Genomic DNA, 25,613 nt, shown 5'->3' with positions numbered 1-25,613 from the left:
TAAATTTTGGGAGAACATAAATTGATGTAGCGAGAATGGTTACGTTTCTCCTAACAAAATTGATGATTAAGTTTACGTAATAGAAAGCAGTGCATTAGATGGGATGTAAATATAATGTTAAATTTAGCGAATTGCGCTATACTTCGTCAAGGTGTTAATAGGGGAGGGCTGCATTATGTTACTTCGACATCTTATTACCGCACTACTCGTTTTATTCAGTTCAGCTATGCTAGGTTGTGCTAGCACTGCGCCTGTTGTTGCCAAGAATCCTTATCCTGCATTACACGATCATTTGTTTCCTAGTTATGCGTCTTTTCCGATTGAGACACAAGAGCAAGTCTTTGCACTAGAAGAAGATGCACAGTTATTTGTGGATGAGGCTGTTTATGAGTCAGGAGGAAAGACAACCAACGTAAAAGGGCTAATTTCCTCAATCTTTGATCATTCTGAAATGGGGTTGTTATACCGCAGTAATGCGAATTCGGTTGCCAATGAGACGTTTAATAATCGTTCTGCAAACTGCCTTTCTTTGTCAATCATGACTTACGCCATGGCGCAGCACGCAGGCTACGATGCCACATTCTATGAAGTAGACATACCTGAGTATTGGACAAGGCGTGACGGCTTCAGTTTTCTAAATGGTCACGTTAACTTAACCATAAATGTACCTAAAGATCCGCTAGTGACTAACATAGGACCAAGTAGCGCAGATGTTGATTTTGATCCGCAAATGATTAGAACGCACTTTCCACGGGTGCCTGTTACCAAGCGCCTTGTGTTGTCTATGTTCTACAACAATAAAGGTGCAGACGCGCTAATTGCGAACAGTTATACGCGAGCATACAGTTACTTTAGGGCTGCTGCAGTGTTATCACCAGAGTTACAGCAAAGCTGGGTTAATTTAGGCGTGCTGTACCGTATGGTTGACGCATTTGAAGCAGCAGAGCAAAGTTATCAGTTTGCGTTAAATTTGGATGAAAATAATCTAACTGCGTGGGACAACTTGTCTATTTTGTATTACCACCAAGGCTTATTTGATAAATCAGCGCAGATTAAAGCTAGAGTTGAAGCGCAACGTAAAGAAAACCCTTTTTACCATTTCATTCTTGGGGAACAAGCTCTGGATGATGGGGAGTTTGCAGACGCATTAGAACATTTCCAGCGCGCGCTTCGCTTAGATAATACAAGACACGAAGTGTTTTTTGGATTGGCTAAAGTGTATTACGAGATAGGAGATATCAATAACGCTGAGCGTTACATTAAACGCGCTATTCAACTTGCGCCCAATTCACAAGATGAGAACCGGTACATGAGTAAGCTTTCTACTATTGCTCTGAACTACTAATTAATAACGACTAACGACTTGCAAAACAAGCAGTGAGTACCTACTTGCAGCGAATCTTGCAGCAAACGTACCAATAAATCGGGCCAACAAAAAAGCCACGTTTTAACGTGGCTTTTTTTTATAGAGAATAGCGCTCTTTTAGATAACACCTAGCTCTTTCAAACGTTCCTGCAGATATGTGCCTGCAGTATGGCGTTCTGAAAGCTCCACATCCGGACGAGGGTGCAAGAACAGTGGCAATGAAATACGTGACTTGGTCATGTCTGCACCATCTGGATTCACAACACGGTGAGTCGTAGATGGGAAGTAGTGACCTGATGCTTCTTGAAGCATATCGCCGATATTCACAATCAAGCTACCAAAATCGCAAGGTACGTCTAACCAACTGCCATCTTGCGCTTTTACTTGTAATCCTGGTTCGTTAGAAGCTGGAAGAATAGTAATAAGATTAATATCTTCGTGAGCCGCTGCACGAATAGCATCTACTTCTTCTTCACCACTTAGTGGTGGGTAGTGAAGTACACGTAATAGAGTCTGATCTGAATCTTTGATCATGTCGCCTAATGGTTGGCTGTACTTGTCGCTAACTTCCTCTGGAGAGTGTTTCTCAATCCAGCCTAAAAGCTCAGAAGCAAGCGTGTTGGCTTCTGAATAGTACTGTGACAGCAAAGGACGAAGTTCGTCAGGACATTGACCCCAAGGGTAATAATGGAAGTACTCTTTAATATCTTTTTTCGTGAAGCCTTTGGCTACCTCAGAAACGCTTTGAGGGAAGAATCCATCTTGCTTACCCTTATTGTAAAGGTAGTCATTTTTTTCTTCACTATCGAAAAAGCCTTGCCAGCTATCATAAATGCCTTGCACGAGTGACTGTTGAATTGGGTGGTTTTTCAATACCCCAAAGCCCGTCTCTCGTAGCGACTTAACGAATTCTTCTTGGGCGTTTTCCGCCGTGTAATCAACAGCAACTAATTGCATAACTTTATCCCGTTTAATTTGATTGCGGCATTATAAGGGTAGACGGGCCGCCAAAAAAGCTTTGGTAGTTGACTTAAATCAATCAACGTCATCTAAGATGCCTAATGTAATCAATGTAGACCATTTAGTCTACATTTGGGCGAAAACTTAGCCTAAAACTTAATCTAGTACTTCAATCTGACAGTTTAGCCAAGTGTTAAGTAGAAGCCTGCAAGCGCTGCGCTCATCAAATTTGATAGCGTTGCAGCGATAACTGCTTTTAGGCCCAACTGAGCAATTTCTTTTCGGCGAGTAGGTGCCATAGCACCAATACCACCCATCAAAATAGCGATAGAGGATAAGTTTGCAAAACCACAAAGTGCAAAAGTGACAATAGCTTGTGTTGATTCAGACAGGTTAGGTTGGTGCTCGAGGTAGTTAAGGTAAGCCACAAATTCGTTCACTACCATTTTCTGTCCTATAAAGCTTCCTGCAATCTGGGCTTCTTCCCATGGAACGCCAATTGCCCATGCTAACGGTTGAAGTATGTAACCCATGATCCCTTCAAAGGTGACATTTTCATACCCTAATAAACCACCTGTCCAACCCACTAGGCCGTTGAACATGGCAATGAGGGCGATGAATGCAAGTAGCATAGCACCCACGTTCAATGCGAGTGTCATCCCTGATGCAGCACCGCTTGCTGCTGCATCGAAGACGTTGGCGTAGCCTGTGTCTTCCGAATCTATTTCGCTTAAGCCGTCTTTGGTTTTTTCAGTTTCTGGCAGAATAATCTTTGCCATTAACATACCGCCAGGGGCTGCCATAAAGCTCGCTGCGAGTAAGTATTTTAAATCAACGCCCATACCCGCATAACCTGCCATTACTGAACCTGCAATAGAGGCAAGGCCACCTACCATCACGGCAAATAGCTCAGAACGCGTCATATGAGGTATGAAAGGGCGAACTACCAATGGGGCTTCTGTCTGCCCTACAAATATATTTGCTGCCGCTGACATGGATTCAGGGCGGCTAGTTCTCAATACCTTTTGAAGGAAACCACCAATCACTTTAATAATTAAGCCCATCACTTTTAAGTGATATAACACTGCAATAAGTGATGAGAAGAAAACGATAACGGGTAAAACATTGAAAGCAAAAATAAAAGCAATAGATTTGTCGCCGATAGGGCCAAATAGGAAGTTGATACCGTCTTGACTGTAGGCAATGATGTTAGCAACAAACCCTGTTGCTGCTAACAGAACTTCTTTGCCAGGCTCAGAATACAGAACAAATGCACCGATTAAAGCTTGCATAGCGAAGGCGCCACCAACAGTACGCAAACTAATGCTGCGTTTCGCCGACGAGAGCGCGAATGCAATACCTAAAAGGACTGCAATGCCCAGTAAACTCACCATAATATCAATCCTTTATAGAAGCGCTTGCTGAATGTGAGATTTGATCACATCTAGAGCAATTTGGTTTTTACCACCTTGTGTAACTACTACATCAGCAGTGAACCGGCTTGGCTCGATAAATTGGTGATACATCGGTTTTACAGTTTCTTCGTACTGTTTGGCAACTGACTCGATAGTACGTCCACGTTCTTTGATATCTCGTATCATGCGGCGCATAAGGCAGATATCCAGTGGAGTATCGACAAAGATTTTCACGTCATAAAGTGGCAGAAGATCTGCACGGGCAAGCAGCATAATTCCTTCAAGAATTATAACTGGTGCTGGGTTCAAACGTTCAGTGTCAGGCAGTCGAGTGTGTGTTTTAAAACAGTAATGAGGATAATCAATAGGTTGACCATCTCTAAGTGCCTGCAAATGCGCTTTCAGCAATTCATGCTCAAATGCATTGGGGTGATCGTAGTTGTTTTTTTCTCGTGCTTCCATGAGCAAGTGGTCTTGAGCGCGATAGTAATGATCTTCGCGAAGCACTTGCACAGGCCTTCCTTGAGCAGAGAAGCCGTTAAACAAATTTTCGGTAAACAGTGACTTTCCAGAGCCTGAAGCTCCAGAAATGGCAATAATTAAAGGCGATTGCATAATTCTAGAAAGCTGATTTTATTGGAGCAAAGATACGCGTTTAGCCTCTATGAATCAATGTTATATTCATACCAATTGGTCAAATGGATCGCTATTTGCTAGATGAATCAATAACATTCGCTTATTTTGAGCGCGTTTTCATTCCTAAATTTATTTTCATACCACTGTCATAATTGATTAAAAAATAGCTAGTTTCCGATAATTTCTACATCGTCAGGGGATAAACTGGTAAGCGCATAAGAGTGTTGTTTTGAACGAGAGCCTTCCCCCTGAGCTCTTGGTGGGTAATAGCGTTCTTTTTCCTCTGGGTATAAGGCAAACACTTCATCTAATGAGGCGCGAATCTCGCTTAAGGTTTTATCTAAGTTGGCGTTAAAGTCTGGCCTTTTACGTTTTGTATGTCCTAGTTCAATCAATCGTGAAAAGGCTTTATTAGCCAGTGCAATAAGCTCGATAGGCACATCTTTATGCGGAGGAAGTGGGTGCTCTGGGTTCTCTGTGCAATATTTAACGAGTGCCGTATAAAAGCAAAGTGGCTTGTTTTGCAATATAACAACAGTGTCATTTACGCTGTTGCCTAACGTTTTATCTCGCAAATTAATAGCAAGCTTGGGCGTAGGTGGGACAATTAATTCTTCATTGACAATATGCTTGGCTTTTCGCTGCCTAGGAATAGCAAACGCTGGTGCAAGCAGCACCGATACTATCAACGCCCACCAACTAATCGTCAGGTTTTGATACATAGGAAGCGATTGCATAGTTAGTGTAATTTTTTGCTCTGCGTTTTCGAATACAAATGTATGGGATAAGCTGTATTCAGTATACGTTACATCAGCATTTACCCCCTGAATTGAGGAGACTCTAATTGGATAATTGTCAGCGGCTAAATCTTCGTTAATAGTTTCAATATAGCGACCCACTGCATACGTATTGACGGGGGTATTTAGCGTTGCATTCCCAACATCAAGAAACGCACTGTCTAATATGATTCTTCTTTCTACGTTGTCTTTCGCATTGTGGCGAGCAGACTGAATACCAATAATCTGACCAAACGTACTGATGATTTGAAGTACCGCAAAGAGTATCAGCACACAGATTAGGGTAAATGGGCGAACAGTTGACATCATACTACTCATCTTTACTACATCCATTCACGAGAACTAGGGTTTTGTAATAGGGGCGTGAGTGAGAATCGGCGATGTCTTTCACTACAGACTGCATGGCGCAAAGTAAATCAGTGTTTTGCATTTGCATTTTCAAAAACCATTGCATGCCGCTAACGTTCTTTAACAGAGGGGTTGCATAGTTCTTAGATAAAATTTGCTCATCTTCTTCGGCCCAATACGATGAGATAATATCGACTTCTCCCGCAAGCAATGCTCTACGCAAATCTTTGTGGGAATTGAAGTACACAATGTCTACATTGTTCTCAGTTAACCCAAGATCTTGAAGTATGGTTTTTGGAACAATGTGACCTGAGCGGCTGGAAGGGTAATCGAGCAGCCCAATTCGTTTGCCAAGCAAGTACTCTTTTTCAAGCAGGGGCTTCTCACGTTGAGATATAAAGAAAGCGCTGTAATTAGGGTGCGACGCTATCAAAGTTAAACCATAAATTTGATCTGCACCGAAGGCATCTACTACATTACGTTTAATTAAGGCTAAATCGACCACGCCATGGTTTATATATCGAAAGGTATCGTAGTCGCTTTGCCCGACGATGACCCTGACTTGGCCAAATTGCCTTTTGATGATTTTGTTATCGCATAAACGTTCTAGGGCCATATTCGCGATAGAGCCATCTGTGACATACACTGAAAAGATATCTAGGTTGTTTTGTAACTCGGTTTGGCAGGTTAAAGTTCGACCAGTTTGGGGGGGTACCGGAATAAATTCTATTTTTTGTGAAAAATAGCCAGCACTACCGCAAACAAGTGCGGCAATAAGGAGTATGATCCACCTTCCGGTAGCAATAATTCTGACTTTTGGCAAAAAAATAACCAAATGAGTTAGTGATTTATGTGCTGATTTCATCAGCTAAGGTTATTTATTGCAATAGGTAAATTTATTTTAATTGGTTATAATCATGAAAAGTAAGTGTTTTTTACAAATCAGACTGAATTTTGTTAAACGCTGTTTATTAGTCCATGATATGTCATCAATAGAAACCACAAGAACAAGTCAGACGACCTTGGTTTTGATAAGTAAAATAACTTGACCAAATGGTCAGGTGTGTGGTGCGAAAAACGCGATGAAATCACGTCACGGAATTGACGAAATATACAAAACTGTAATAAATATGACACGAAGGTCTATAACAATTTCATCCACTCAAAGAAGTCTTTTAGTCAATATCAGAGGTCGTAGAGGGGAATAAATTCCCTCTACGCTAAAAAAAAGAATTTTAAACAAAAAGGGAAACACACATGTACTCATCAGCTAAGCTCAGCCGCGTTGCTGCAGCAGTTGCACTAACAGTGGGTCTAACCACGACTGCAATGGCTCAAGTAACGTCTTCAGATATGAATGGCCAGATAGTCGGTCCAAACGGCAACCCTGCTGTTGGAACCGTAGTTAAAGTAACTCACGTACCAACTGGTGCGGTTAAAACAGTGACAGTAAACAGTGCTGGTACATTTAACCTTCGTGGTTTACGTGTAGGTGGTCCTTACACTGTTGAAATCGACTCGGATGAATTCGCAGATCAAACTATCAGCGATATTTACCTAGAGCTTGGTGAAGCGGCAACTATCCAAAGAACACTTGAATCTGCAGCTAACTACGAAAACATCGTAGTAACCGCTTCTCAAGTAGGTAGTTTGGCTTTCGGTCAAACTGGCCCTTCAGCAAACTTTGACTTGGCAACACTTCAACAAGCGCCAGCGATCAACCGTGATATCACTGATATCGTTCGTATTGACCCTCGTATCTATGTAGATGAAGGCGGTAGCGGTGGTATCCAGTGTGTGGGTAAAAGCCCTCGTTTTAACAGCTTGACGGTTGATGGCGTTCGCATGAATGACCTTTTCGGTCTTAACTCGAACGGTTACCCTACAGAAAGAATGCCTTTCTCTTTTGACGCTATCGAAGGTGTGTCAGTAGAAATTGCTCCTTTTGATGTAATTTACGGCGGCTTCTCTGCGTGTAACATCAGTGCAGTAAGTAAAACAGGTACTAACGAAGTTCATGGTTCTGCGTTCTACGACTATGGTAGCGACAGCCTACGTGGTGACTCACTTGAAGGTGATGATATCAACCTTGGTAGTTACACTGAAAAACGTTACGGCTTCACAGTGGGTGCACCGCTGATTAAAGATAAGCTATTTGTTTTTGCTGCTTACGAAAAACTAGAAGGCGCAAACACATTTGACCGTGGTGCTATCGGTTCTGGCGCAATTAATGAAGTTGCGCTTACACAAGCACAACTTGAACAAATTCAGTCTGTATCTCAGTCATTATATAACTTTGATGCTGGTACAACGCCACTTAGCATGCCTAACGAAGATGAAAAGCTTCTTGTTAAGTTAGACTGGAACATTAACGAAAACCACCGTTTTGCGTTTACCTATAACTATAACGACGGTAACAACTTCGCAGAATCTGACGGCGACGCAGATGAGTTTGAACTATCTAGCCACATCTACGAGCGTGGCGCAGAGCTACAATCATTTGTTGGTGTACTTTACTCAGATTGGACAGACAAATTCTCGACTGAAATCCGCGTTTCTCGCACAGAGCTAGATAACCTACAGCGTTCTATGTATGGTGACGGCACTCCAGGCGGTAACGACTTTGGCGAAATTAAAATTGAGCTAGGTAATGATACAGATACTTCTGAAGACGACCTTACGGTTTTCTTAGGTTCTGATGACAGCCGTCAAGCTAACGACTTAGACTGGGAAGCGTTAAGCCTAATGTTCCGTGGTAACTATTACTTCGACAACGGCCACGCGTTAACTTTCGGTTACGAGAGCGACAAACTAGATATCTACAACCTTTTCGTTCAGCACTCTGAAACCTCTATTACTTTTGAAAGCTTAGAAGATTTCACTAACGGAACAAATGCAGAAATCGAATACGGTTATGCATATTCTGGCAACCTATTAGACCGTGCTGCTGAGTGGGGTTACACGTCACACTCTACTTACGCACAAGATGAGTTCTATCTTACTGACGATTTAAAAGTAGTTGCTGGTTTACGTTATGACTGGATTACAACATCAGACGAGCCTGTTGGAAATGCTGATTTCGTAGCTGGGAACGGTTATGACAACACGGCTAACCTAGATGGACTTAGCTTGCTACAACCACGTGTTGGCCTTAACTATACGTTGAGTGATTCAACTGAACTACGTGGTGGTGTTGGCTTGTTCTCAGGCGGTAACCCGAACGTATGGATGACAAACAACTATCAAAACACGAACGTTATTGGTGGTGAAGTTGAAGGTGAATACGCTAACTTATTCGACGGAAGCGTTGTATGGGTTAATACAGAAGACGGCGTAACTGCTGGACCTGGCTACTCAGTACCTTCTGATTTAGACGAAGAGATGTCTTCTGGTGCAGGTAGTAACTTTGAAAGTAACAACCTAGATCCAGGCTTCGTAATGCCTCGCGAATGGAAAATCTCTGCGGGTATGACTCACATCAATGACGAAGATTACGTATTCAACTTAGATTTCCTTCTAAGTGTGACGCAGAAACAAGCCATGATTAAATATGTGGGTCTTGAGCGTGTAGGCACAACTGACGAAGGTTACCCTGATTATGACTCAGTAGGTTACGGTTCACTTGAACTGACTAACTCTGATGAAGATTCAGTGTCTTACTCACTAACAGCGACCATGAACAAGTCTTGGGACAACGGTATTACTTTCACCGGTGGTTATAACTACAGCCACGCTGAAGATGTACAACCAATGACGAGTTCAGTAGCGTTCTCTAACTTCCAGTACAGAGCATTTACTGACATTAACGAAGAAGTATCTTCACTGTCTGATTGGAATATCGAGCACCGCTTTACTGCTGACCTTCGTTACACTACTGAACTTATCGACGGTTACAGCACTATCTTCTCTGCTTATGCAGTAGCGCAGTCTGGTCGTCCGTTTAGTTACACCATCAGTGGTAACTCTGTATATGGCTACACACCATACCTTGAAGGTAACAACGTGTTACCGATTGGTGCAGAGCGTAACGACCAAACTAGCCCTTGGTGGTTCAAAATGGATATCGCAGTTAGACAAAATATTCCTGCGTTCCGTGAAGATCACTCTGCTCAGGTTTATTTCGTTATGAATAACTTCACCAACTTCATCAACGATGAATGGGGTATTTTGGAAGAAGTTAACTTCAATACTGCTGCGCTAGGTACATCATCTCCTGAAAGTCGTCAGGGTGATGCATCACTTTGGGAAATGCGTGTAGGTATTGACTACCGCTTCTAAGCAACAGTTTAAAAAACAGTTGTAGTGTTAAATGCCACTTTCCAATTTTGGAAGTGGCATTTTTTTTATCTTGTAAATCAACTTCTCTTTATGTTTCTCATCGCATTCCCTTTCTTTTTCTGATCTAACCATTGTCGCCATACGAACGAATAACTAAATGAATTGTTCACATGGAGAACTTATGTCGAAACATATATTGATGGTAATGACCTCACATGAATTGTTAGGTGATACAGGCAATAAAACAGGGATGTGGCTGGAAGAGTTCGCATCGCCCTATTATGCGTTCAAGGATGAAGGGTATACCATCACATTAGCTTCACCTATGGGCGGCCAAGTGCCAATTGACCCAAACAGCTTGGCAGATGATGCTATGACCGACGATGCTATCCGTTATACAAAAGATGAGGTAGCACGAAGCGCAATGTCTTCAACGATTGTGTTAGAAGATGTAAGAGCTGATGAGTTTGATGCTGTGTTCTACCCAGGCGGCCACGGCCCGCTGTGGGACTTATCTGACAATACCCACTCCACAATGCTAATTGAAGATATGATCAAAGCACAGAAGCCTGTAGGCGCTGTATGCCATGCTCCTATCGTGCTTAAAGAAGTAAAACGTGCCGATGGCGAGTTTTTCATTAATGGCAAAACGGTAACTGGCTTTTCAAATAGTGAAGAAGAGGCAATGAAATTGACCGAGGTTGTGCCCTATTTAGTGGAAGACGCACTTATTAGTAAGGGCGGTAAGTACGAGAGTACAGAGGACTTTGGCGTTAAAGTGTGTGTTGATGGTCTTTTGGTGACGGGTCAAAATCCTGCGTCGTCAGGGCCAGCAGCACAAGCGCTTATTAAGGTACTTTCGTAGCGTACTGCACGCACTTAAACTCATTACTAAGTCTACACCGACTCACTGATACCCGGTGTGCCAGTTTTATAAAACGTTAATACTGGCAGAAATAATAAAACGCCGCTGACCATGGCCTATCTCAAATGTACGAGAGATAGGCCATTGTACAAGCGGCGTTTTTGTGTGAGTTAAACGTTAGAAGCTAGCTTGAACGTTGAAGCTCACGGTGCGACCTAAAGGATCGTAAAGTGTATCGTCGAAACCGCGCCATTCGCCGGGCAAGTATTCTTCAAGTTCATCGGTAAGGTTAGCTATGCCTGCAGATACCTTAACGTTATCGTTCACATGATACGAAACGGTGACATTATGCTTGAAGTAATTATCAGCATAATCGTAAGAAGAGTAAAAGGTTTCCCCGTTGGCACCAATGAATAGTGTCCTCCACGAGGCTGTCCATTTATCACCGTCTGTCCAATCTACCGTTAGGTTAGCGCGATTATCAGGATAGAATAATTCGCCAGCCCACTCAGTACCTTCTTCTTCGTAACTAAACACATGCGAATATTCGAGGTTAACCCCAAAATTCCCAATCTCAGTTGCTAAGTCGTAGTTGGCAGTAATATCAAAACCGTTTGTTGTTACTTCTGAGTAGTTAGTATAGCCCGATGTAATAGATGTAATCTTACCATCGCTGTCACGTACGATACTGCTAGAAGTCCCATCTAAGTCTGCGGCAATTAAGTCTTCAACATCGATATCTTCAATTTTGTTCTCATAGTCATACTGGTAATAAGAGACTTCAAGTGACAAATCATCCGTTACATCATAAACCACACCAAGAGTAAGCGACTCAGAGTTTTCAGGACTAAGGTCTGGATTACCACCGTAGTAGGTTAGATGCTGTTGACCCGATGAACAGTAACTGTCATCGCTACCTGGGTTTCCTAAGGTATCGCAGTAGTAGGAGTCGTAGGCATCAGGGAAACCGTAAGAAATGGTCGCGAACATTTCACTCATTGTTGGGGTACGGAAAGCTTCTCCCCAGCTGGCGCGAAGTAAAAGTGATTCAGTCGGGCGCCAGCTAATACCGAGCTTGGGCACCGTATCTGAAAACTCTGAGGTTGAGATGCTAGCACCCGTATCACCTTCAAGCTCATAGCCGTCGTAACGAAGCGCGGCTGAGACCTCTACTTCATGTGGTAATTCAATGGCAAGCTCTGTGTAGTATGACTGTCGTTCACGGCTTGCGTAAACGTCGTCACCGCCCGAACCGCCCGAGATAATGCCTAAACCTGATTCAGGGTCAGATACCTGTTCAAAATCAAGATACGAGTACTCAGCACCAAATACAGCACTAACCGTCATGAAGTTATTTGAAAAAAGCTGACCGGAAATACTGCCATCGATAATGTCGCGCATTTGGGTAGTTTGATAGGTGCCAGTATGATCAGCGTTTGTTAAAAGATCAGCGTTATAAGCATACCAATCATCGGTGCTAAGGCCTTGTACGTTGAATAAGTCAAGTTGCTCGGTATCAATTAGATCTTGTACGACGATATCATTAACCAAGTTGTAGCCAAATACTTCTTCTTTTGCTGATGTGCGCTGGTAATAAACCTGCCAGTCCCACTCGTTTCCAGCAATTTCGGTATAGCCTTCAAGGCCTGAAACCATTTCAAAGGTGGTTTTTTCAGTTTTAGTATCGCGCGTACCCAAGCTAGAGGTACGGAAATAGACTGAACCGTCTTGGCCATATGGGTTCATTGCATTATCGGCGTCGATAGTTAGCGAGGATGTAGATACTGGGGTAGCAGCATAACGAGTATCTGTAGACGTCTGCATTGCAGAGAAGCGAGTGATGAGTTGTAAGTTTTCTGCCAACTCATATTCCACTTTTGTCATCAGTGAGTTTTTCTCAGTCGCACCGTAAAGCCACGTGGTATTGCCATAATAGTAACCACAACGGTCTGACTCAATAGATGTGTCTGCTACATCGCCACACAAATCTTCGTTATAAAGATATGCACCTGCATCTGAATCGTAGAAGTTTGCCACTGGGCTATAGGTTGAATAGCTATTTAGTGCATAGTCACCTGATACCGCGACATCGCTAACTTCTTGTGTGTTTTCATGCTCGGCAATGAATACAATGCTGCCTTTGTCGCTTGTAACACCAGCAGAAAAATTGTACTTACTGGAATTACCACCGTCAGCACCTGGATCTTCAAAGCTATAACCTACATTTACGCCGTCGAACTGTTTCTTGGTAATAATGTTAATTACACCTGCAACAGCATCTGAACCGTATATGGCCGATGCGCCATCGCGAAGAATTTCAATGCGCTCAACAATCGACATCGGGATCATCGACATATCAGAAGATGAACCACCATCGTACCCTAAACCTGGAAGGCGACGGCCGTCCATAAGAACGAGTGTTGCGCCCGCACCCAGACCACGCAAGTTTACTTCGCTTGAAGCTGAAGCACCGCTACCGTAACCAGATTGGCCACGAAACGAACCAAAGGTGTTAATTGAAGAGTTACGTAAAACTTGCGCTACCGATGTATCGCCAGATAACGCGATAGATTCAGCTGTAATAACAGTGACCGGAGAAACTGACTCTAAATCCACGCGTTTAATTCGAGAGCCAGTCACTTGAATTTTTTCTACAGGTTCAGCTGAATTTTCGTCATCTGATTGTGCGAGGGCCATTGGCGCGGCAAACATGCTAGCGGAACTCGCCAGTAAAATTCCTCGCCTAACAGCACTGCTGAGTTTATTGGTGTTAAACATTTTAATTCCCCTTGTCGAAGGTGATTACACGTTGTAATTACAAAGACGTTTATTAGTTTTTATTTTGAACAGATGTTTTCTGTCGGGAGAATTAAGCACTTCGTCGTGCTGTTTGGCAATTTACAAAGTGTATAATTTGTTCTATTTAGACCTAATTTACTTTAATTATACGCAGAGTGATGAAACCTTTACGGTTCTATACATTGGTAAAATAATTATTGCTTTTACTCTCTTAATATTTATTTAAAGATAACACTGGATATTCGTTAAAAGAGAAATCAAAAATAATGCGAGGCTGTGTGTGGTGTGCAGTTTTTGTGTGCGAATAGTGTAGGTTTAGTGCATGATTGACGTAGGCTTTGCGCAAATTCTGCGTAGTTAAGTCTGGTTTAAGTAAAAGTGGGTGGGGCGTTTCAGTACAGATGAAAAAGTCAGAGGAATTTTCTGTAATTACAATTAATGACAATGGTATTGTTGTGGATTTTAGAATTCATAAGTTGGTATGCTTGAGGTTTTTTTAATTATGGTGATATTATTTAATTTTAAAAGTTAAGTTTACATTTTCCTGTTTTTATCAAAGGCTGGATTTTATAAATTTATAATTAATTTCTATTTTTCGAATTCTTTACTTTTCTTTCCTTACTCTTTTCTAAGTCTGTGATAATTTAAATGCACAGCTACCAAGTTGTTTTGTATCTCCCTGGTACAAATTCTTTACCGCCATCTTGTGATGGCGGTTTTTTTTGCTCAAAACTCAAGGCAGAGCCTCAAACGTTCTCGAATAAGTCTTCTACCCGTTGGCGTAACTCTTCAATAAGTGTCACGTCGGCTGGGGCGATAAAAATGGTATCGTCGCCCGCAATGGTACCAAGCACACCATCTTTTTTGCTTAATGAATCAAGTAAACGAGCAATAAGCTGTGCTGCACCTGGGCTGGTGCGAATAATCACCATCACATTATTATGCACAATATCGAGAACCAGCTGCTTTAATGGGCTTTTAGCCGTAGGCATGCCTAGTTCAGGCGGAAGGCAGTACACCATATCACCACGGGCATTGCGGGTACGTACCGCACCAAACTTACTTAGCATGCGGGAAATTTTAGACTGGCTAATATTGTCATGACCTTGAGTTTTAAGGGCATCCACTATTTCACCTTGAGATCCATAGCTTTCCGCTTTCAAAATTTCTTTAAAGGCTTTAATCAGTTGCTCTTGTTTTGCGTTGGCCATAGCATCCTGCACATCAGTTAGCGGTAATAAGTTAAATAATCATATATGTTATATTGTGCCTTACAGGTGACCTTTGCGCAATTTAATTGCATAATCATGCATGATAGTGAATATCGACGTAAAAATGCCTTAAATGGCCGTATTAAGACCATCAGATGATTGAGTTTTCCCCCGCGTTGCATTAGTGTGACGTTCCGTTTAAATACGTGAGTAATCCCATAGGAGAAATGGTATGAAAGTAGCCGTGTTAGGTGCTGCCGGTGGTATTGGCCAAGCGCTGTCTTTGTTGTTAAAAACACAATTGCCAGCTGGTTCTGAACTAGCGCTTTATGATGTAGCGCCAGTTGTTCCTGGTGTAGCTGTTGATTTGAGCCACATCCCAACTGCAGTAAAAGTAACCGGTCACGGTAAAGATGACCTAGCTGGTGCATTAACAGGTACAGACGTTGTTCTTATTCCTGCTGGTGTTCCGCGTAAGCCGGGCATGGATCGTTCAGACTTGTTCAACATCAACGCTGGTATTGTTAAGAACCTTATTGAAGGTGTTGCTGACAACTGTCCAGATGCTTGTGTTGGTATTATTACTAACCCAGTTAACACAACAGTGGCAATTGCTGCTGAAACGCTTAAAGCAAAAGGTGTATATAACAAGAACAAATTGTTCGGTGTTACTACCCTTGACGTAATTCGCGCAGAGACTTTCGTTGCTGAGCTTAAAGGCGTAGACGTTGCTTCTGTACACGTACCGGTAATCGGTGGTCACTCAGGTACAACTATTCTTCCTTTGCTTTCGCAAGTTGAAGGTGTTGAGTTCTCTGATGATGAAGTTTCAAGCCTAACTACTCGTATCCAAAATGCGGGTACTGAAGTTGTTGAAGCTAAAGCTGGCGGCGGTTCTGCAACCCTATCTATGGGTCAAGCAGCTGCACGTTTCTGCTTATCATTGGTTGCAGCAATGCAAGGTGAGAACGTAGTTGAATACACTTACGTTCAAACTGACGACAGCGACGATGCAGCATTCTTCGCTCACCCTGTTCGCCTTGGTGCAAACGGTGTTGAAGAAATCTTGCCATACGGCGAGCTAAGCGCATTTGAAGAAAAAGCGAAAAACGACATGCTTGAAGGCCTTCGTGGCGATATCAAGCTAGGCGTAGATTTCGTAACTGGCTAAGGCTAGGAATATGGGAGCGCTGCTCCCATGTATAAGGCAGGATTAGTAAGCTCTACACAAACACGCCGAGTATCCATCCATGGAGGCTTGGCAGCAGCATCCTTGCTGCTGACAGTTTGTTACGACCTTACTAATCCTGCCTTTTTATTTGTGGCATCTGCATAATCGTCATGCCGTAAATACGTCCATGTAGGCTCCGCCGCCGCACCCTTGGCAAGGGAGTGGCTACATATTTCCCCCACTCAGTAAACTTCCTTTTTGTAAGACAGCATCCATGCTGCTGACAGTTTGTTACGACCTTACTAATCCAGTTTTTTGTCTAATGCATCAAGCTATTTTTAAAGCGCTATAAAAAATGAGAAAAAAGTTACAGAAAATTTGTGGATATTGTCTACGCTATTTCTAAGTGGTTGAGATGGTAAGCATTGCAAATAGCGGCTGAAGCTTATTGGTTAAATGTGACTAGGTTTAGTTCGTTCTAATCGTTAAACCTATTCATCAGCATCGAAAAAACTCACTGTAACAAAAACAATCTAAAAACTAGAATTAAACTATAGCAATCGATAGATTGAATTGATGGTTTCCCTTATCGGACAGCAAGAGGTAACAAATATGAGTAACGCGAAGCTAGGCGATGTTAATAATTCAGATAGAAAGTGCCCCGTCATGCACGGTGGTCTTACGGCTACTGGCAGCACGAATATGGATTGGTGGCCAGAAGCGCTTAACTTAGACATTTTGCATCAGCACGATACGAAGACAAACCCAATGGGTGATGACTTCGATTATCGAGAAGCTGTTAAATCTCTCGATTTTAATGAATTGAAAAAAGACATGATTGCGCTAATGACAGATTCTCAGTCATGGTGGCCAGCAGATTGGGGACACTACGGTGGCCTTATGATCAGAATGTCTTGGCACGCCGCCGGTTCGTATCGTATTGCTGATGGTCGTGGTGGTGCGTCTACGGGTAACCAACGTTTTGCGCCGCTAAACTCTTGGCCGGATAATGTTAACCTTGATAAAGCGCGCCGTTTATTATGGCCAATTAAAAAGAAATACGGCAACAAGCTTAGCTGGGCCGACCTTTTAGTGTTTGCTGGTACTGTAGCTTATGAAAGCATGGGGCTTAAAACTTATGGTTTTGCATTCGGTCGCGCCGATATTTGGCACCCAGAAAAAGACACCTACTGGGGCGCTGAGAAGGAATGGCTAGCGCCAAGTGATGAGCGTTACGACGATGTTGAAACCCCAGAAACAATGGAAAATCCATTAGCGGCTGTGCAAATGGGACTAATTTACGTTAACCCTGAAGGGGTGAACGGTAAACCTGATCCACTTAAAACCGCATTACACGTTCGTGAAACTTTCGCCCGTATGGCGATGAACGATGAAGAAACCGTGGCACTTACAGCCGGTGGTCATACGGTGGGTAAATGTCATGGTAACGGAAGTGCAGACCGTTTAGGACCAGATCCAGAAGGTGCTGATATTGCAGAGCAGGGCCTTGGTTGGATGAACCATGAGACCCGTAGTATCGGTCGCGATACGGTATCAAGTGGTATTGAAGGTGCATGGACGACGAATCCAACACAGTGGGATAACGGTTACTTTGAATTGCTACTTAACTACGATTGGGAATTGAAAAAATCACCAGCGGGTGCAGAGCAATGGGAGCCTATCGACATTAAAGAGGAAGACAAGCCTGTTGATGTTGAAGACCCTTCAAAACGTTATAACCCCATCATGACCGATGCGGATATGGCGATGAAGATGGACCCTATTTATCGTGAAATTTCTGAGAAGTTCTATAATAACCCAGACTACTTCAGCGAAGTATTTGCTCGCGCTTGGTTTAAGCTGACTCACCGCGATTTAGGGCCAAAAGTACGTTATATCGGTCCTGAAGTACCACAAGAAACGCTTATTTGGCAAGATCCTGTCCCCGCAGGCAGCACGTCTTATGATGTGAATGCATTAAAAGCGAGCATTGCGGATTCGGGCTTAACGATTAGTGAAATGGTCTCTACGGCGTGGGACAGTGCTAGAACTTTCCGCGGTTCAGACTTACGTGGTGGGGCTAATGGTGCCCGCATTCAGTTAGCACCTCAAAAAGACTGGGAAGCGAACGAACCGGAAAAACTAGCTAAAGTATTGTCGGTGTTAAAACCACTTGCTGAGGCAGCCGGTGCAAGTCTAGCTGATACCATAGTGTTGGCCGGTAACGTAGGCGTAGAGAAAGCAATCGAGGCGGCAGGGTTCAGTGTTGATGTTCCTTTCGCTGCAGGTCGTGGTGATGCTACTGATGATATGACGGATGCTGATTCTTTTGCACCTCTAGAGCCGCAAGCCGACGGTTTCAGAAACTACTTACCAAAAGATTATGTGGTTAAACCAGAAGAACTGTTGTTAGACAAAGCACAATTGCTTGGGTTAACCGCTGCAGAAATGACGGTGTTAGTAGGTGGTATGCGTGCAATGGGCACGAACTACCAAGGCACTGCACACGGCGTGTTTACCGCAAGTGCTGGCTCACTAACGAATGACTTTTTCACTACTATTACCGATATGCAATACACGTGGAAGCCCACAAGTAAAAGCACGTACGGTATTGTAGATAGAGTGTCTGGTGAGCAAGTTTATTCAGCTACTCGTGTTGACTTAGTCTTCGGTTCAAACTCTATATTACGTTCTTACGCTGAGGTTTATGCGCAAGATGATAACAAAGAGAAGTTCGTTAAAGACTTTGTTAGTGCTTGGACTAAAGTGATGAATGCTGATCGCTTTGAATTACAGGCTTAACATTCAGTTTGTAATGTAATCTCACTAAAAAGCCCGCTTTAAGCGGGCTTTTTTATTTGTACTATTTGTTTAAATAGCATGGCTATGTACCTATTAATTTAGGTGTTAACCTGTATTGCGCATACCAGTTGCGATACCTGTAATAGTCACCATCATGGCACGCTCCAAATCAGGATTATGTGCATCATCTCCTGCTTTACGAATTCGATCTAGCAACTCGATTTGTAAATAATGAAGTGGCTGCAAATAAGCGGCGCGAATTTCCATCGATTCTTTGCCCAGCGGGTCAGCCTTCATGATGTCGTTTTCGCCAGTGAGTTCAAGCAATGAAGCGATACTCTCTTTTAGTTCCTCTCGAAGGGCTGCTCCAAAATGCTTAAGCTCTTCTGGAACCAGACGCTCATCGTAGGCTTCACTAATACGTGGATCCGCTTTATGGAATACCATGTCCAGCATTGAAAGGCGTGAACGATAGAATGGCCATTCGGCAAACATTTCATTCACGACTTTTTCATTCTCGGCATTTTTCACGCTATCGATAGCGCGCATTACGCCCAACCATGACGGTAATACAAGGCGCGTTTGTGCCCATGCAAATATCCAAGGGATAGCACGAAGACTTTCGATACCACCTTGTGGTTTACGCTTTGAAGGTCGGCTGCCTAGTGGTAGCTTACCTAGTTCTTGCTCTGGCGTAGCCACGCGGAAATAAGGCACAAAATCCTTATCATGGCGAACTGTGCCGCGATAGTTATCACGACCTTGTCCCGCCATAGTGGTAATAAGTTCACGCCACTCTTCTTTTGGCGCTGGGGGTGGGAACAACATGGCTTCAATTATCGCGCTGGCATAAATGCCTAAGCTTCGTTTGGCCAGTTTGGGCATACCGAATTTATAACGAATGGTTTCGCCTTGTTCAGTAACGCGGAATCCACCTTCTAATGAACCTGGAGGCTGCGAGTAAATAGCCGCGTGTGCAGGTAAACCGCCACGACCAATTGTACCGCCACGACCGTGGAATAAGGTAAGTGAGCAGTTAAACTCTTCAGCAATAGCTACAAGCGCTTCTTGCGATTGATACTGAGCCCAACCTGCCGCTAGTGCGCCAGCATCTTTGGCTGAATCTGAATAACCAATCATCACGAACTGACGGCCTTTCACATAACCACGGTACCAGTCAATAGAAAGCAATTTGCGCATAACACTTGGCGAGTTATTTAAGTCATCAAGCGTTTCGAACAAAGGCGCTACTGGCATTGGCCAATCAACACCGCTTTCTTTTAATAGTAATTGAACTGCAAGTACGTCTGATGGCTCACTAGCCATCGAGATAATGTAGATACCAAAACCGTGCTTACTGTGTTTAGCCACTACTTTACAAGTATCTAGTACTTCTTTCACATCCTCTGATGCGCCCCATTGAGCTGGGAATAGCGGGCGTTTCGAGCCAAGCTCACGTAGCAAGAAGGCTTGTTTATCTTCTTCGCTCCATTGTGAGTAATCACCAAGTCCAAGGTAACGCGTCAGTTCGCTAAATACATCAGCATGACGTTCTGAATCTTGACGAACATCTAAGCGAAGTAAGTGAATACCGAACACATGAGCACGGCGAATGGTATCTAGCAATAAGCCTTTCGCTACCACACCCATACCGCAATCGATAAGTGACTGGTGGCAAAGTAGTAGCGCTTCTAATAGCTCGTCGTTACTTTCGATCCAGTTCGACGTATCAGGGTTATTACCGGCCAAATAGTTAGCAATACCATCGCGGGTAGCTATAAAGCGGTCTAGTAATGGGCGAAGTAAGGCGCGATAAGGTTCGTTTGCATCGCCGACTTTTTCACGCAGTGCGTCATTACAGTCGTACATAGACAACTCAACTTGCAAGCGGTCTAAGTCTAAAGCGAAAAGTTTCGCGGCACGTTTACGGGCCAACAATAATACTTGCTCGGTAACTTTAGAGGTAACGAACGGGTTGCCATCGCGGTCACCGCCCATCCAAGAACTAAATTGTACTGGTGAAGCATCTAGCGGAAGCGACACGTTATAGTCTTCATGCAAACGGCCATCTAGCTCGCGCAAGAAATCAGGAACGGCTTCCCACAGTGAATTTTCAATAACTGAAAATCCCCAGCGAGCTTCATCTACAGGGGTAGGGCGCACAGAGCGAATTTCTTCGGTATGCCAAGCCTGACTAATTAAATCAGCAACACGGGTTTCAACTTTGCTTCTGTCTGCGCCAGTGAGTGATTCTTGATGAACCTCTTGTAAGCAGTCTGCTAGCTCTTTGTGTTTATGAATAAGGGTGCGACGTGTTACTTCGGTAGGGTGTGCAGTTAACACTAAGTCGATATTTAACTTGCCTACTGCCTCTTGCACTTTATCAGCCGTGAGTTCGGCCTTATCTAGATGTTTAAACAATGCATCAATAGACGCGTCAACGTTCATTGCACTGTTATATTCTTGCTCAGCAATATTACCTAGATTTAGAAACTGTGCGAAAGCACGACCTACCGTCAACAAATCGCTGTCAGTCATCGTTTTGAAAGTTTCTTTCAGTTCGTCACTACAACTCGTGTCTCCCTGATAAGACGCTCGGCCGTCTTTTCGAATCTTCTCAATGCGATCAAGCCACTCTTGGCCTAATTGGTTTTTGATGGTTTCACCTAGCGTTTTGCCAAGGTATCTAACTGTATCTTTTAGTTCAGCATCGTAATGAGTGTGCATGCTATCCTCCCAATTATATGGCCTTCACCATACTAAGTACTTAACAAGTTGTAAAACCACTTTGCGTTATAATTTACAATATTTTGTTCCATTTGCACCCATCTATTTAATGCTCAAGGCAAGATAAATTCTGGTGTGCTACACTCTTGCACCGGAAAATGCAGAAACATATTCGTGAAACGCGGTTTGTTTGAAATTTGTACTGCATTTGTAATTTAATTTCAGGAGTTCTTGTGACTGATACATTCAACACAGTAGAAACCCAAGCAAGTTACGGCATTGGTTTTCAAATGGGTCAACAATTGCAATCTAATCCTTTTGAAGGTTTAGCGATTGACGCAGTAGTGACAGGTTTAAAAGATGCTTTCGCGGGTCAAGCTCCGCAGGTTGACAACGACGCACTACGTGATGCATTCGGCGAAATCCATAAGCGTATGCAAGCTGAGAAAGAAGAAGCCAGCAAAGCGGTTATTGAAGAAGGCGTTAAGTTCCTTGAAGAAAACGCAAAGCGTGAAGAAGTTCAGGTGACTGAGTCTGGCCTACAATACGAAGTATTGGCTGAAGGCGATGGCGAAACGCCAACTGCAGATAGCACCGTTCGCGTTCACTACCACGGTACACTAACCTCAGGTGACGTTTTTGACAGCTCTTACGATCGTGGTCAACCGGCTGAATTCCCAGTTGGCGGCGTGATCAGAGGCTGGACTGAAGCACTACAGCTTATGAAAGTTGGTGCTAAACTGCGTTTATATGTACCACACGACCTTGCGTACGGAGAGCAAGGTGCTGGTGCAGCAATCGCACCTTACAGCACGTTAATTTTTGATGTTGAATTGCTTGATATCTTAGGTTAATTCATACAAAAAGGTGAGCTCTTGTGGGGGCTCACCTTTTTATTCATGTTTAGTTATGATTCATTCAACGCCATATTTCACACTTAACTTTTCTGTCCCTGCCTTACTTACTTTTCAGTTCATATTATAGCTTCACCCCTCGCTTATTCATTTGCTTCTAGCGCAATAGCCGCTAATCATTTTTGTTTTCGTATACATTACATAGCGTTCCAAGATATTCTTTCGATATAGACTTTAAAAACGCTTTCGAACTGCGCTACCCGTTTGTACATGTGTATCTTTTTGATGAATAAGGTGTTCGGTGCTTATATTGATGTCATCTGCTCCGAGTTGTTATAAGCCTTTGCACGTTTACAATAGGCGCACGCATAAAAAAGGAAAATGATTATGGTTATCAAGCCTAAAGTGAGAGGCTTTATCTGCACAAACGCACATCCTGTGGGTTGTGCAACGTCGGTAGAACAACAAATTGCCTATATTGAAGAAAAAGGCAGCTTAGGTGATGGCCCTAAAAACGTGCTAGTCATTGGCAGCTCAACCGGTTATGGGTTGGCATCGCGTATTACTTCTGCATTTGGTTATGGTGCAAAAACCCTTGGTGTTTGCTTCGAAAAAGCGCCAACAGAACGCAAAACAGGTACAGCGGGCTGGTACAATACAGCTGCGTTCCATCAGCAGGCGTCTAAAAAAGGGCTTTATGCTGACACCATCAATGGTGATGCGTTTTCTGATGAAATTAAAGTGCAAACGATAGATAAGATTAAAGCTAATATGGGCAAGGTCGACCTTGTTATTTATAGTTTAGCGTCACCGCGCAGAACAGACCCAGATACGGGCGTGGTATACAAATCTACCCTTAAACCAGTAGGGCGTGAGTACACCACCAAAACTTACGATACCGACAAAGATAAAGTACATGATGTCACGTTAGAGGCAGCAAACGATGACGAAATCTTAAACACCATTAAAGTGATGGGCGGAGAAGATTGGGAGCGTTGGATGGATAAGCTTGCCGACGCGGGTGTACTTGCCGAAGGTTGTAAAACCACCGCGTACACTTATATTGGTAAAGCCCTAACTTGGCCTATTTACGGTCAGGCGACCATTGGAAAAGCGAAAGAAGACTTAGACAGAGCCGCTGCTGCTATTATTGGCAAAAATACCGAATTATTGGTTGAAGCGAATGTAAGTTCGTTGAAAGCCTTGGTCACGCAGGCCAGCTCTGCTATTCCTGTTATGCCGCTTTATATCTCGTTAATGCAAGAAGTGATGAAGCGTGACGGTACCCATGAGGGCTGTATTGAACAAATACATGGTTTGTTCACTACCTGCCTATTTGGTGATACACCCACATTAGATGAGGCAAACCGTTATCGCATGGACGGCATTGAAACCAATGACGTTACGCAAGCTAAAATTCAAGCCTTATGGGACAAAGTGACGCAAGAAAACTTTCATGAGCTAAGCGATTATGCTGGTTATCATCACGAATTTTTAAAACTGTTTGGTTTTGATATTGAAGGTGTTGATTACGAACAGGATATTGACCCACTCGTGAAATGGTAAAGGTTTACTATACTTAAATAAGCCTAATATTGAGTAGAGCCGTCGAATCAGACGGCTTTTTCGTTGTTTACTTACTACTTAAACGTAAATGGGGTTTACATTAAATTATAGAAAAGTTGCTCTTTATCTATGATTTGCGTGGCACAAACCGCTCGGTTAATGCTAAAATCCCGAAATTAAGTAGGGGTCTATTCTACTCCTACTCAACAACAGCGTTTATTGCAGTAATACAACAACAAAAATAAGTGTGAATTTTCACTGTTGGTCTATAAAAGAAAAGGCGTATAACGTCGCTTGTACATTTGGAATGTAAGTTACGGCTTCATAACAGGCTGACCGTAACAGTAAGTAAATTCCGTCAATCTAAATATTAAAGGTGTTCTACACCTTAAAAATAGTACGCTTTTGCATGCTGATAAGCAGGATTTTCTGCGGTCATGCAAAAGAGTATTTCTATTAGAGTAGTGCGATTACATATGATAAAAATCAAGAAAGGTCTCGACCTCCCAATAGAGGGAGCGCCGAAGCAGGAGATCGCTGAAGGGTCTGCTGTTTCACGCGTTGCCATTCTGGGAGAAGAATATGTGGGTATGCGTCCTACCATGCACGTCCAAGTTGGCGATGTAGTGAAAAAAGGCCAGATGCTTTTTGAAGACAAAAAGAATCCTGGCGTTAAGTTCACTGCTCCAGCTGCGGGTGAAGTGGTAGAGGTAAACCGTGGTGCAAAGCGTGTTTTGCAATCAGTAGTAGTTAAAGTTAGCGGCAGCGATGCAGTTAGCTTTGATAAAATTGCTGCAGACAAAATCGCGAGTACTGAGCGGGAGCAACTCCAATCAATCCTTGTTGAGTCAGGAATGTGGACAGCGTTACGTACGCGTCCATTTAGCAAATCTCCAGCCCTTGACTCGGTACCAAATTCAATCTTTGTTACAGCAATGGACACCAATCCGCTAGCCGCGGATCCAGCGGTGATTATTGCTGAGCGCAACGACGACTTCGTGAACGGCTTAAAAGCGTTAACGCAGTTAAGTGGCGGCAAGGTTTACGTTTGTAAAGCAGCGGGCTCATCAGTAGCAACTGGCGATGCGGCAGTAGACGTAGAAGAATTCGGTGGACCACACCCAGCAGGCTTAGCAGGTACACATATCCATTACTTGGATTCTGCAGGTTTGAACAAAACGGTTTGGCACATTAGCTACCAAGACGTAATGGCCTTTGGCGCATTGCTAACTACTGGTGAGCTAGACACACGCCGTGTTATTGCTATCGGTGGTCCATCTGCTAAAAATCCTCGTCTTGTTCGTACCTCTATCGGTGCTGATTTAGAAGAGTTGCTAGCAAACGAACAACAAGACGGTGACGTACGTGTCGTTTCAGGTTCCGTGTTAAACGGCGTAACTGCACAAGGTGTTCACGGCTTCCTAGGTCGTTTTCACACCCAAGTATCACTGCTTAAAGAAGGTCGCGAGAAGAAATTCCTTGGCTGGATCACACCTGGTTCAGACAAGCATTCCGTCACGCGCGCTTATCTTGGTCACTTAGGTGGCAGCAAGAAGTTTGATATGACAACAACAACCAATGGCTCTGAGCGCTCTATGGTGCCAATTGGTAATTACGAACGCGTTATGCCCCTAGATATCATTCCTACGCTTTTGCTTAGAGACTTGATTTCTGGTGATTGTGACAGTGCTCAGACATTGGGTTGTTTAGAGTTGGACGAAGAAGATTTGTCTTTGTGTACTTATGTATGCCCAGGCAAATACAACTACGGCCCGATTTTACGCGACTGTTTGACCACGATTGAGAAAGAGGGTTAGT

Annotated in this window: 16 protein-coding genes; 8 read left to right on the top strand and 8 right to left on the bottom strand. The window is 43.3% G+C overall.

Going from position 1 to position 25,613, the window contains the following annotated elements; all coding sequences use genetic code 11:
- Positions 1-175: 175 nt before the first annotated feature.
- Positions 176-1,345, top strand: a complete 1,170-nt coding sequence (locus tag AVL57_RS17070; protein WP_057789279.1) for a tetratricopeptide repeat protein — start codon at positions 176-178, stop codon at positions 1,343-1,345.
- Positions 1,346-1,483: 138 nt separating this feature from the next.
- Here the strand turns inward: AVL57_RS17070 and AVL57_RS17065 are convergent, their stop codons facing one another.
- The 5 genes from AVL57_RS17065 to AVL57_RS17045 all read right to left on the bottom strand — a co-directional run bounded on the left by AVL57_RS17065 (position 1,484) and on the right by AVL57_RS17045 (position 6,345).
- On the bottom strand, positions 1,484-2,323 hold the full coding sequence (locus AVL57_RS17065; RefSeq protein WP_057789280.1) for an isopenicillin N synthase family dioxygenase: 840 nt from the start codon (positions 2,321-2,323) through the stop codon (positions 1,484-1,486).
- A gap of 185 nt (positions 2,324-2,508) precedes the next feature.
- Positions 2,509-3,720 (bottom strand): NupC/NupG family nucleoside CNT transporter, encoded by a 1,212-nt coding sequence (locus AVL57_RS17060; protein WP_057789282.1) that lies wholly within the window; start codon positions 3,718-3,720, stop codon positions 2,509-2,511.
- 12 nt (positions 3,721-3,732) lie between these two features.
- On the bottom strand, positions 3,733-4,356 hold the full coding sequence (udk, locus tag AVL57_RS17055) for a uridine kinase (protein ID WP_057789284.1): 624 nt from the start codon (positions 4,354-4,356) through the stop codon (positions 3,733-3,735).
- A 188-nt stretch (positions 4,357-4,544) separates the two neighbouring features.
- Complete coding sequence (locus tag AVL57_RS17050; protein ID WP_231517764.1) at positions 4,545-5,483, bottom strand: hypothetical protein; 939 nt, start codon at positions 5,481-5,483, stop codon at positions 4,545-4,547.
- Between the two features lies 1 nt (position 5,484).
- The gene (locus tag AVL57_RS17045) at positions 5,485-6,345 is read right to left on the bottom strand and encodes a PhnD/SsuA/transferrin family substrate-binding protein (RefSeq protein WP_231517765.1); all 861 of its coding nucleotides are present in this window, start codon (positions 6,343-6,345) and stop codon (positions 5,485-5,487) included.
- A gap of 434 nt (positions 6,346-6,779) precedes the next feature.
- Here AVL57_RS17045 and AVL57_RS17040 point away from each other — a divergent pair, with 434 nt between their 5' ends.
- Positions 6,780-9,800 carry a TonB-dependent receptor gene (locus AVL57_RS17040; protein WP_057789290.1) on the top strand — a complete coding sequence of 1,007 codons (3,021 nt, stop codon included), beginning with the start codon at positions 6,780-6,782 and terminating at the stop codon, positions 9,798-9,800.
- A 181-nt stretch (positions 9,801-9,981) separates the two neighbouring features.
- A complete protein-coding gene (locus tag AVL57_RS17035; RefSeq protein ID WP_057789293.1) occupies positions 9,982-10,665 on the top strand; it encodes a type 1 glutamine amidotransferase domain-containing protein in 684 nt (227 codons plus the stop codon).
- A gap of 177 nt (positions 10,666-10,842) precedes the next feature.
- Here the strand turns inward: AVL57_RS17035 and AVL57_RS17030 are convergent, their stop codons facing one another.
- Positions 10,843-13,443 (bottom strand): TonB-dependent receptor plug domain-containing protein, encoded by a 2,601-nt coding sequence (locus AVL57_RS17030; RefSeq protein ID WP_057789295.1) that lies wholly within the window; start codon positions 13,441-13,443, stop codon positions 10,843-10,845.
- Positions 13,444-14,210: 767 nt separating this feature from the next.
- Positions 14,211-14,675, bottom strand: coding sequence for a transcriptional regulator ArgR (gene argR / locus AVL57_RS17025; RefSeq protein ID WP_013782583.1), 465 nt, complete (start codon positions 14,673-14,675; stop codon positions 14,211-14,213).
- A gap of 232 nt (positions 14,676-14,907) precedes the next feature.
- On the opposite strand from argR, the gene mdh reads away from it, so the two are divergent.
- Positions 14,908-15,846, top strand: a complete 939-nt coding sequence (mdh, locus tag AVL57_RS17020) for a malate dehydrogenase (protein WP_057789297.1) — start codon at positions 14,908-14,910, stop codon at positions 15,844-15,846.
- A gap of 612 nt (positions 15,847-16,458) precedes the next feature.
- On the top strand, positions 16,459-18,648 hold the full coding sequence (katG, locus tag AVL57_RS17015; protein WP_057789299.1) for a catalase/peroxidase HPI: 2,190 nt from the start codon (positions 16,459-16,461) through the stop codon (positions 18,646-18,648).
- Between the two features lie 105 nt (positions 18,649-18,753).
- On the opposite strand, the gene ppc is transcribed toward katG, so the two are convergent.
- Positions 18,754-21,375 carry a phosphoenolpyruvate carboxylase gene (ppc, locus tag AVL57_RS17010; RefSeq protein WP_057789301.1) on the bottom strand — a complete coding sequence of 874 codons (2,622 nt, stop codon included), beginning with the start codon at positions 21,373-21,375 and terminating at the stop codon, positions 18,754-18,756.
- A gap of 233 nt (positions 21,376-21,608) precedes the next feature.
- Between ppc and bamJ the strand changes: the two genes are divergently transcribed.
- From bamJ to AVL57_RS16995, 3 genes are all read left to right on the top strand, one after another.
- Positions 21,609-22,229, top strand: a complete 621-nt coding sequence (gene bamJ / locus AVL57_RS17005) for a BamJ family beta-barrel-assembly machinery protein (RefSeq protein WP_057789303.1) — start codon at positions 21,609-21,611, stop codon at positions 22,227-22,229.
- 387 nt (positions 22,230-22,616) lie between these two features.
- A complete protein-coding gene (gene fabV / locus AVL57_RS17000) occupies positions 22,617-23,795 on the top strand; it encodes an enoyl-ACP reductase FabV (protein WP_057789304.1) in 1,179 nt (392 codons plus the stop codon).
- Between the two features lie 476 nt (positions 23,796-24,271).
- Complete coding sequence (locus tag AVL57_RS16995; protein ID WP_057795884.1) at positions 24,272-25,612, top strand: Na(+)-translocating NADH-quinone reductase subunit A; 1,341 nt, start codon at positions 24,272-24,274, stop codon at positions 25,610-25,612.
- Position 25,613: the final 1 nt, after the last annotated feature.

Source organism: Alteromonas stellipolaris (assembly GCF_001562115.1).
Classification (GTDB): Bacteria; Pseudomonadota; Gammaproteobacteria; order Enterobacterales; family Alteromonadaceae; genus Alteromonas; species Alteromonas stellipolaris.
Note: the sequence above shows the minus strand (reverse complement) of the source record. Positions and strands in the feature narration are given on the sequence as shown.

Bases quoted from the DNA above. Each gene is read 5' to 3' on its own strand.
- udk (WP_057789284.1), bottom strand. From the start codon at position 4,356: ATGCAATCGCCTTTAATTATTGCCATTTCTGGAGCTTCAGGCTCTGGA.
- ppc (WP_057789301.1), bottom strand. From the start codon at position 21,375: ATGCACACTCATTACGATGCTGAACTAAAAGATACAGTTAGATACCTT.
- AVL57_RS16995 (WP_057795884.1), top strand. From the start codon at position 24,272: ATGATAAAAATCAAGAAAGGTCTCGACCTCCCAATAGAGGGAGCGCCG.
- argR (WP_013782583.1), bottom strand. From the start codon at position 14,675: ATGGCCAACGCAAAACAAGAGCAACTGATTAAAGCCTTTAAAGAAATT.
- AVL57_RS17065 (WP_057789280.1), bottom strand. From the start codon at position 2,323: ATGCAATTAGTTGCTGTTGATTACACGGCGGAAAACGCCCAAGAAGAA.
- mdh (WP_057789297.1), top strand. From the start codon at position 14,908: ATGAAAGTAGCCGTGTTAGGTGCTGCCGGTGGTATTGGCCAAGCGCTG.
- AVL57_RS17040 (WP_057789290.1), top strand. From the start codon at position 6,780: ATGTACTCATCAGCTAAGCTCAGCCGCGTTGCTGCAGCAGTTGCACTA.
- AVL57_RS17060 (WP_057789282.1), bottom strand. From the start codon at position 3,720: ATGGTGAGTTTACTGGGCATTGCAGTCCTTTTAGGTATTGCATTCGCG.
- AVL57_RS17035 (WP_057789293.1), top strand. From the start codon at position 9,982: ATGTCGAAACATATATTGATGGTAATGACCTCACATGAATTGTTAGGT.
- AVL57_RS17050 (WP_231517764.1), bottom strand. From the start codon at position 5,483: ATGATGTCAACTGTTCGCCCATTTACCCTAATCTGTGTGCTGATACTC.
- AVL57_RS17030 (WP_057789295.1), bottom strand. From the start codon at position 13,443: ATGTTTAACACCAATAAACTCAGCAGTGCTGTTAGGCGAGGAATTTTA.
- AVL57_RS17070 (WP_057789279.1), top strand. From the start codon at position 176: ATGTTACTTCGACATCTTATTACCGCACTACTCGTTTTATTCAGTTCA.
- katG (WP_057789299.1), top strand. From the start codon at position 16,459: ATGAGTAACGCGAAGCTAGGCGATGTTAATAATTCAGATAGAAAGTGC.
- fabV (WP_057789304.1), top strand. From the start codon at position 22,617: ATGGTTATCAAGCCTAAAGTGAGAGGCTTTATCTGCACAAACGCACAT.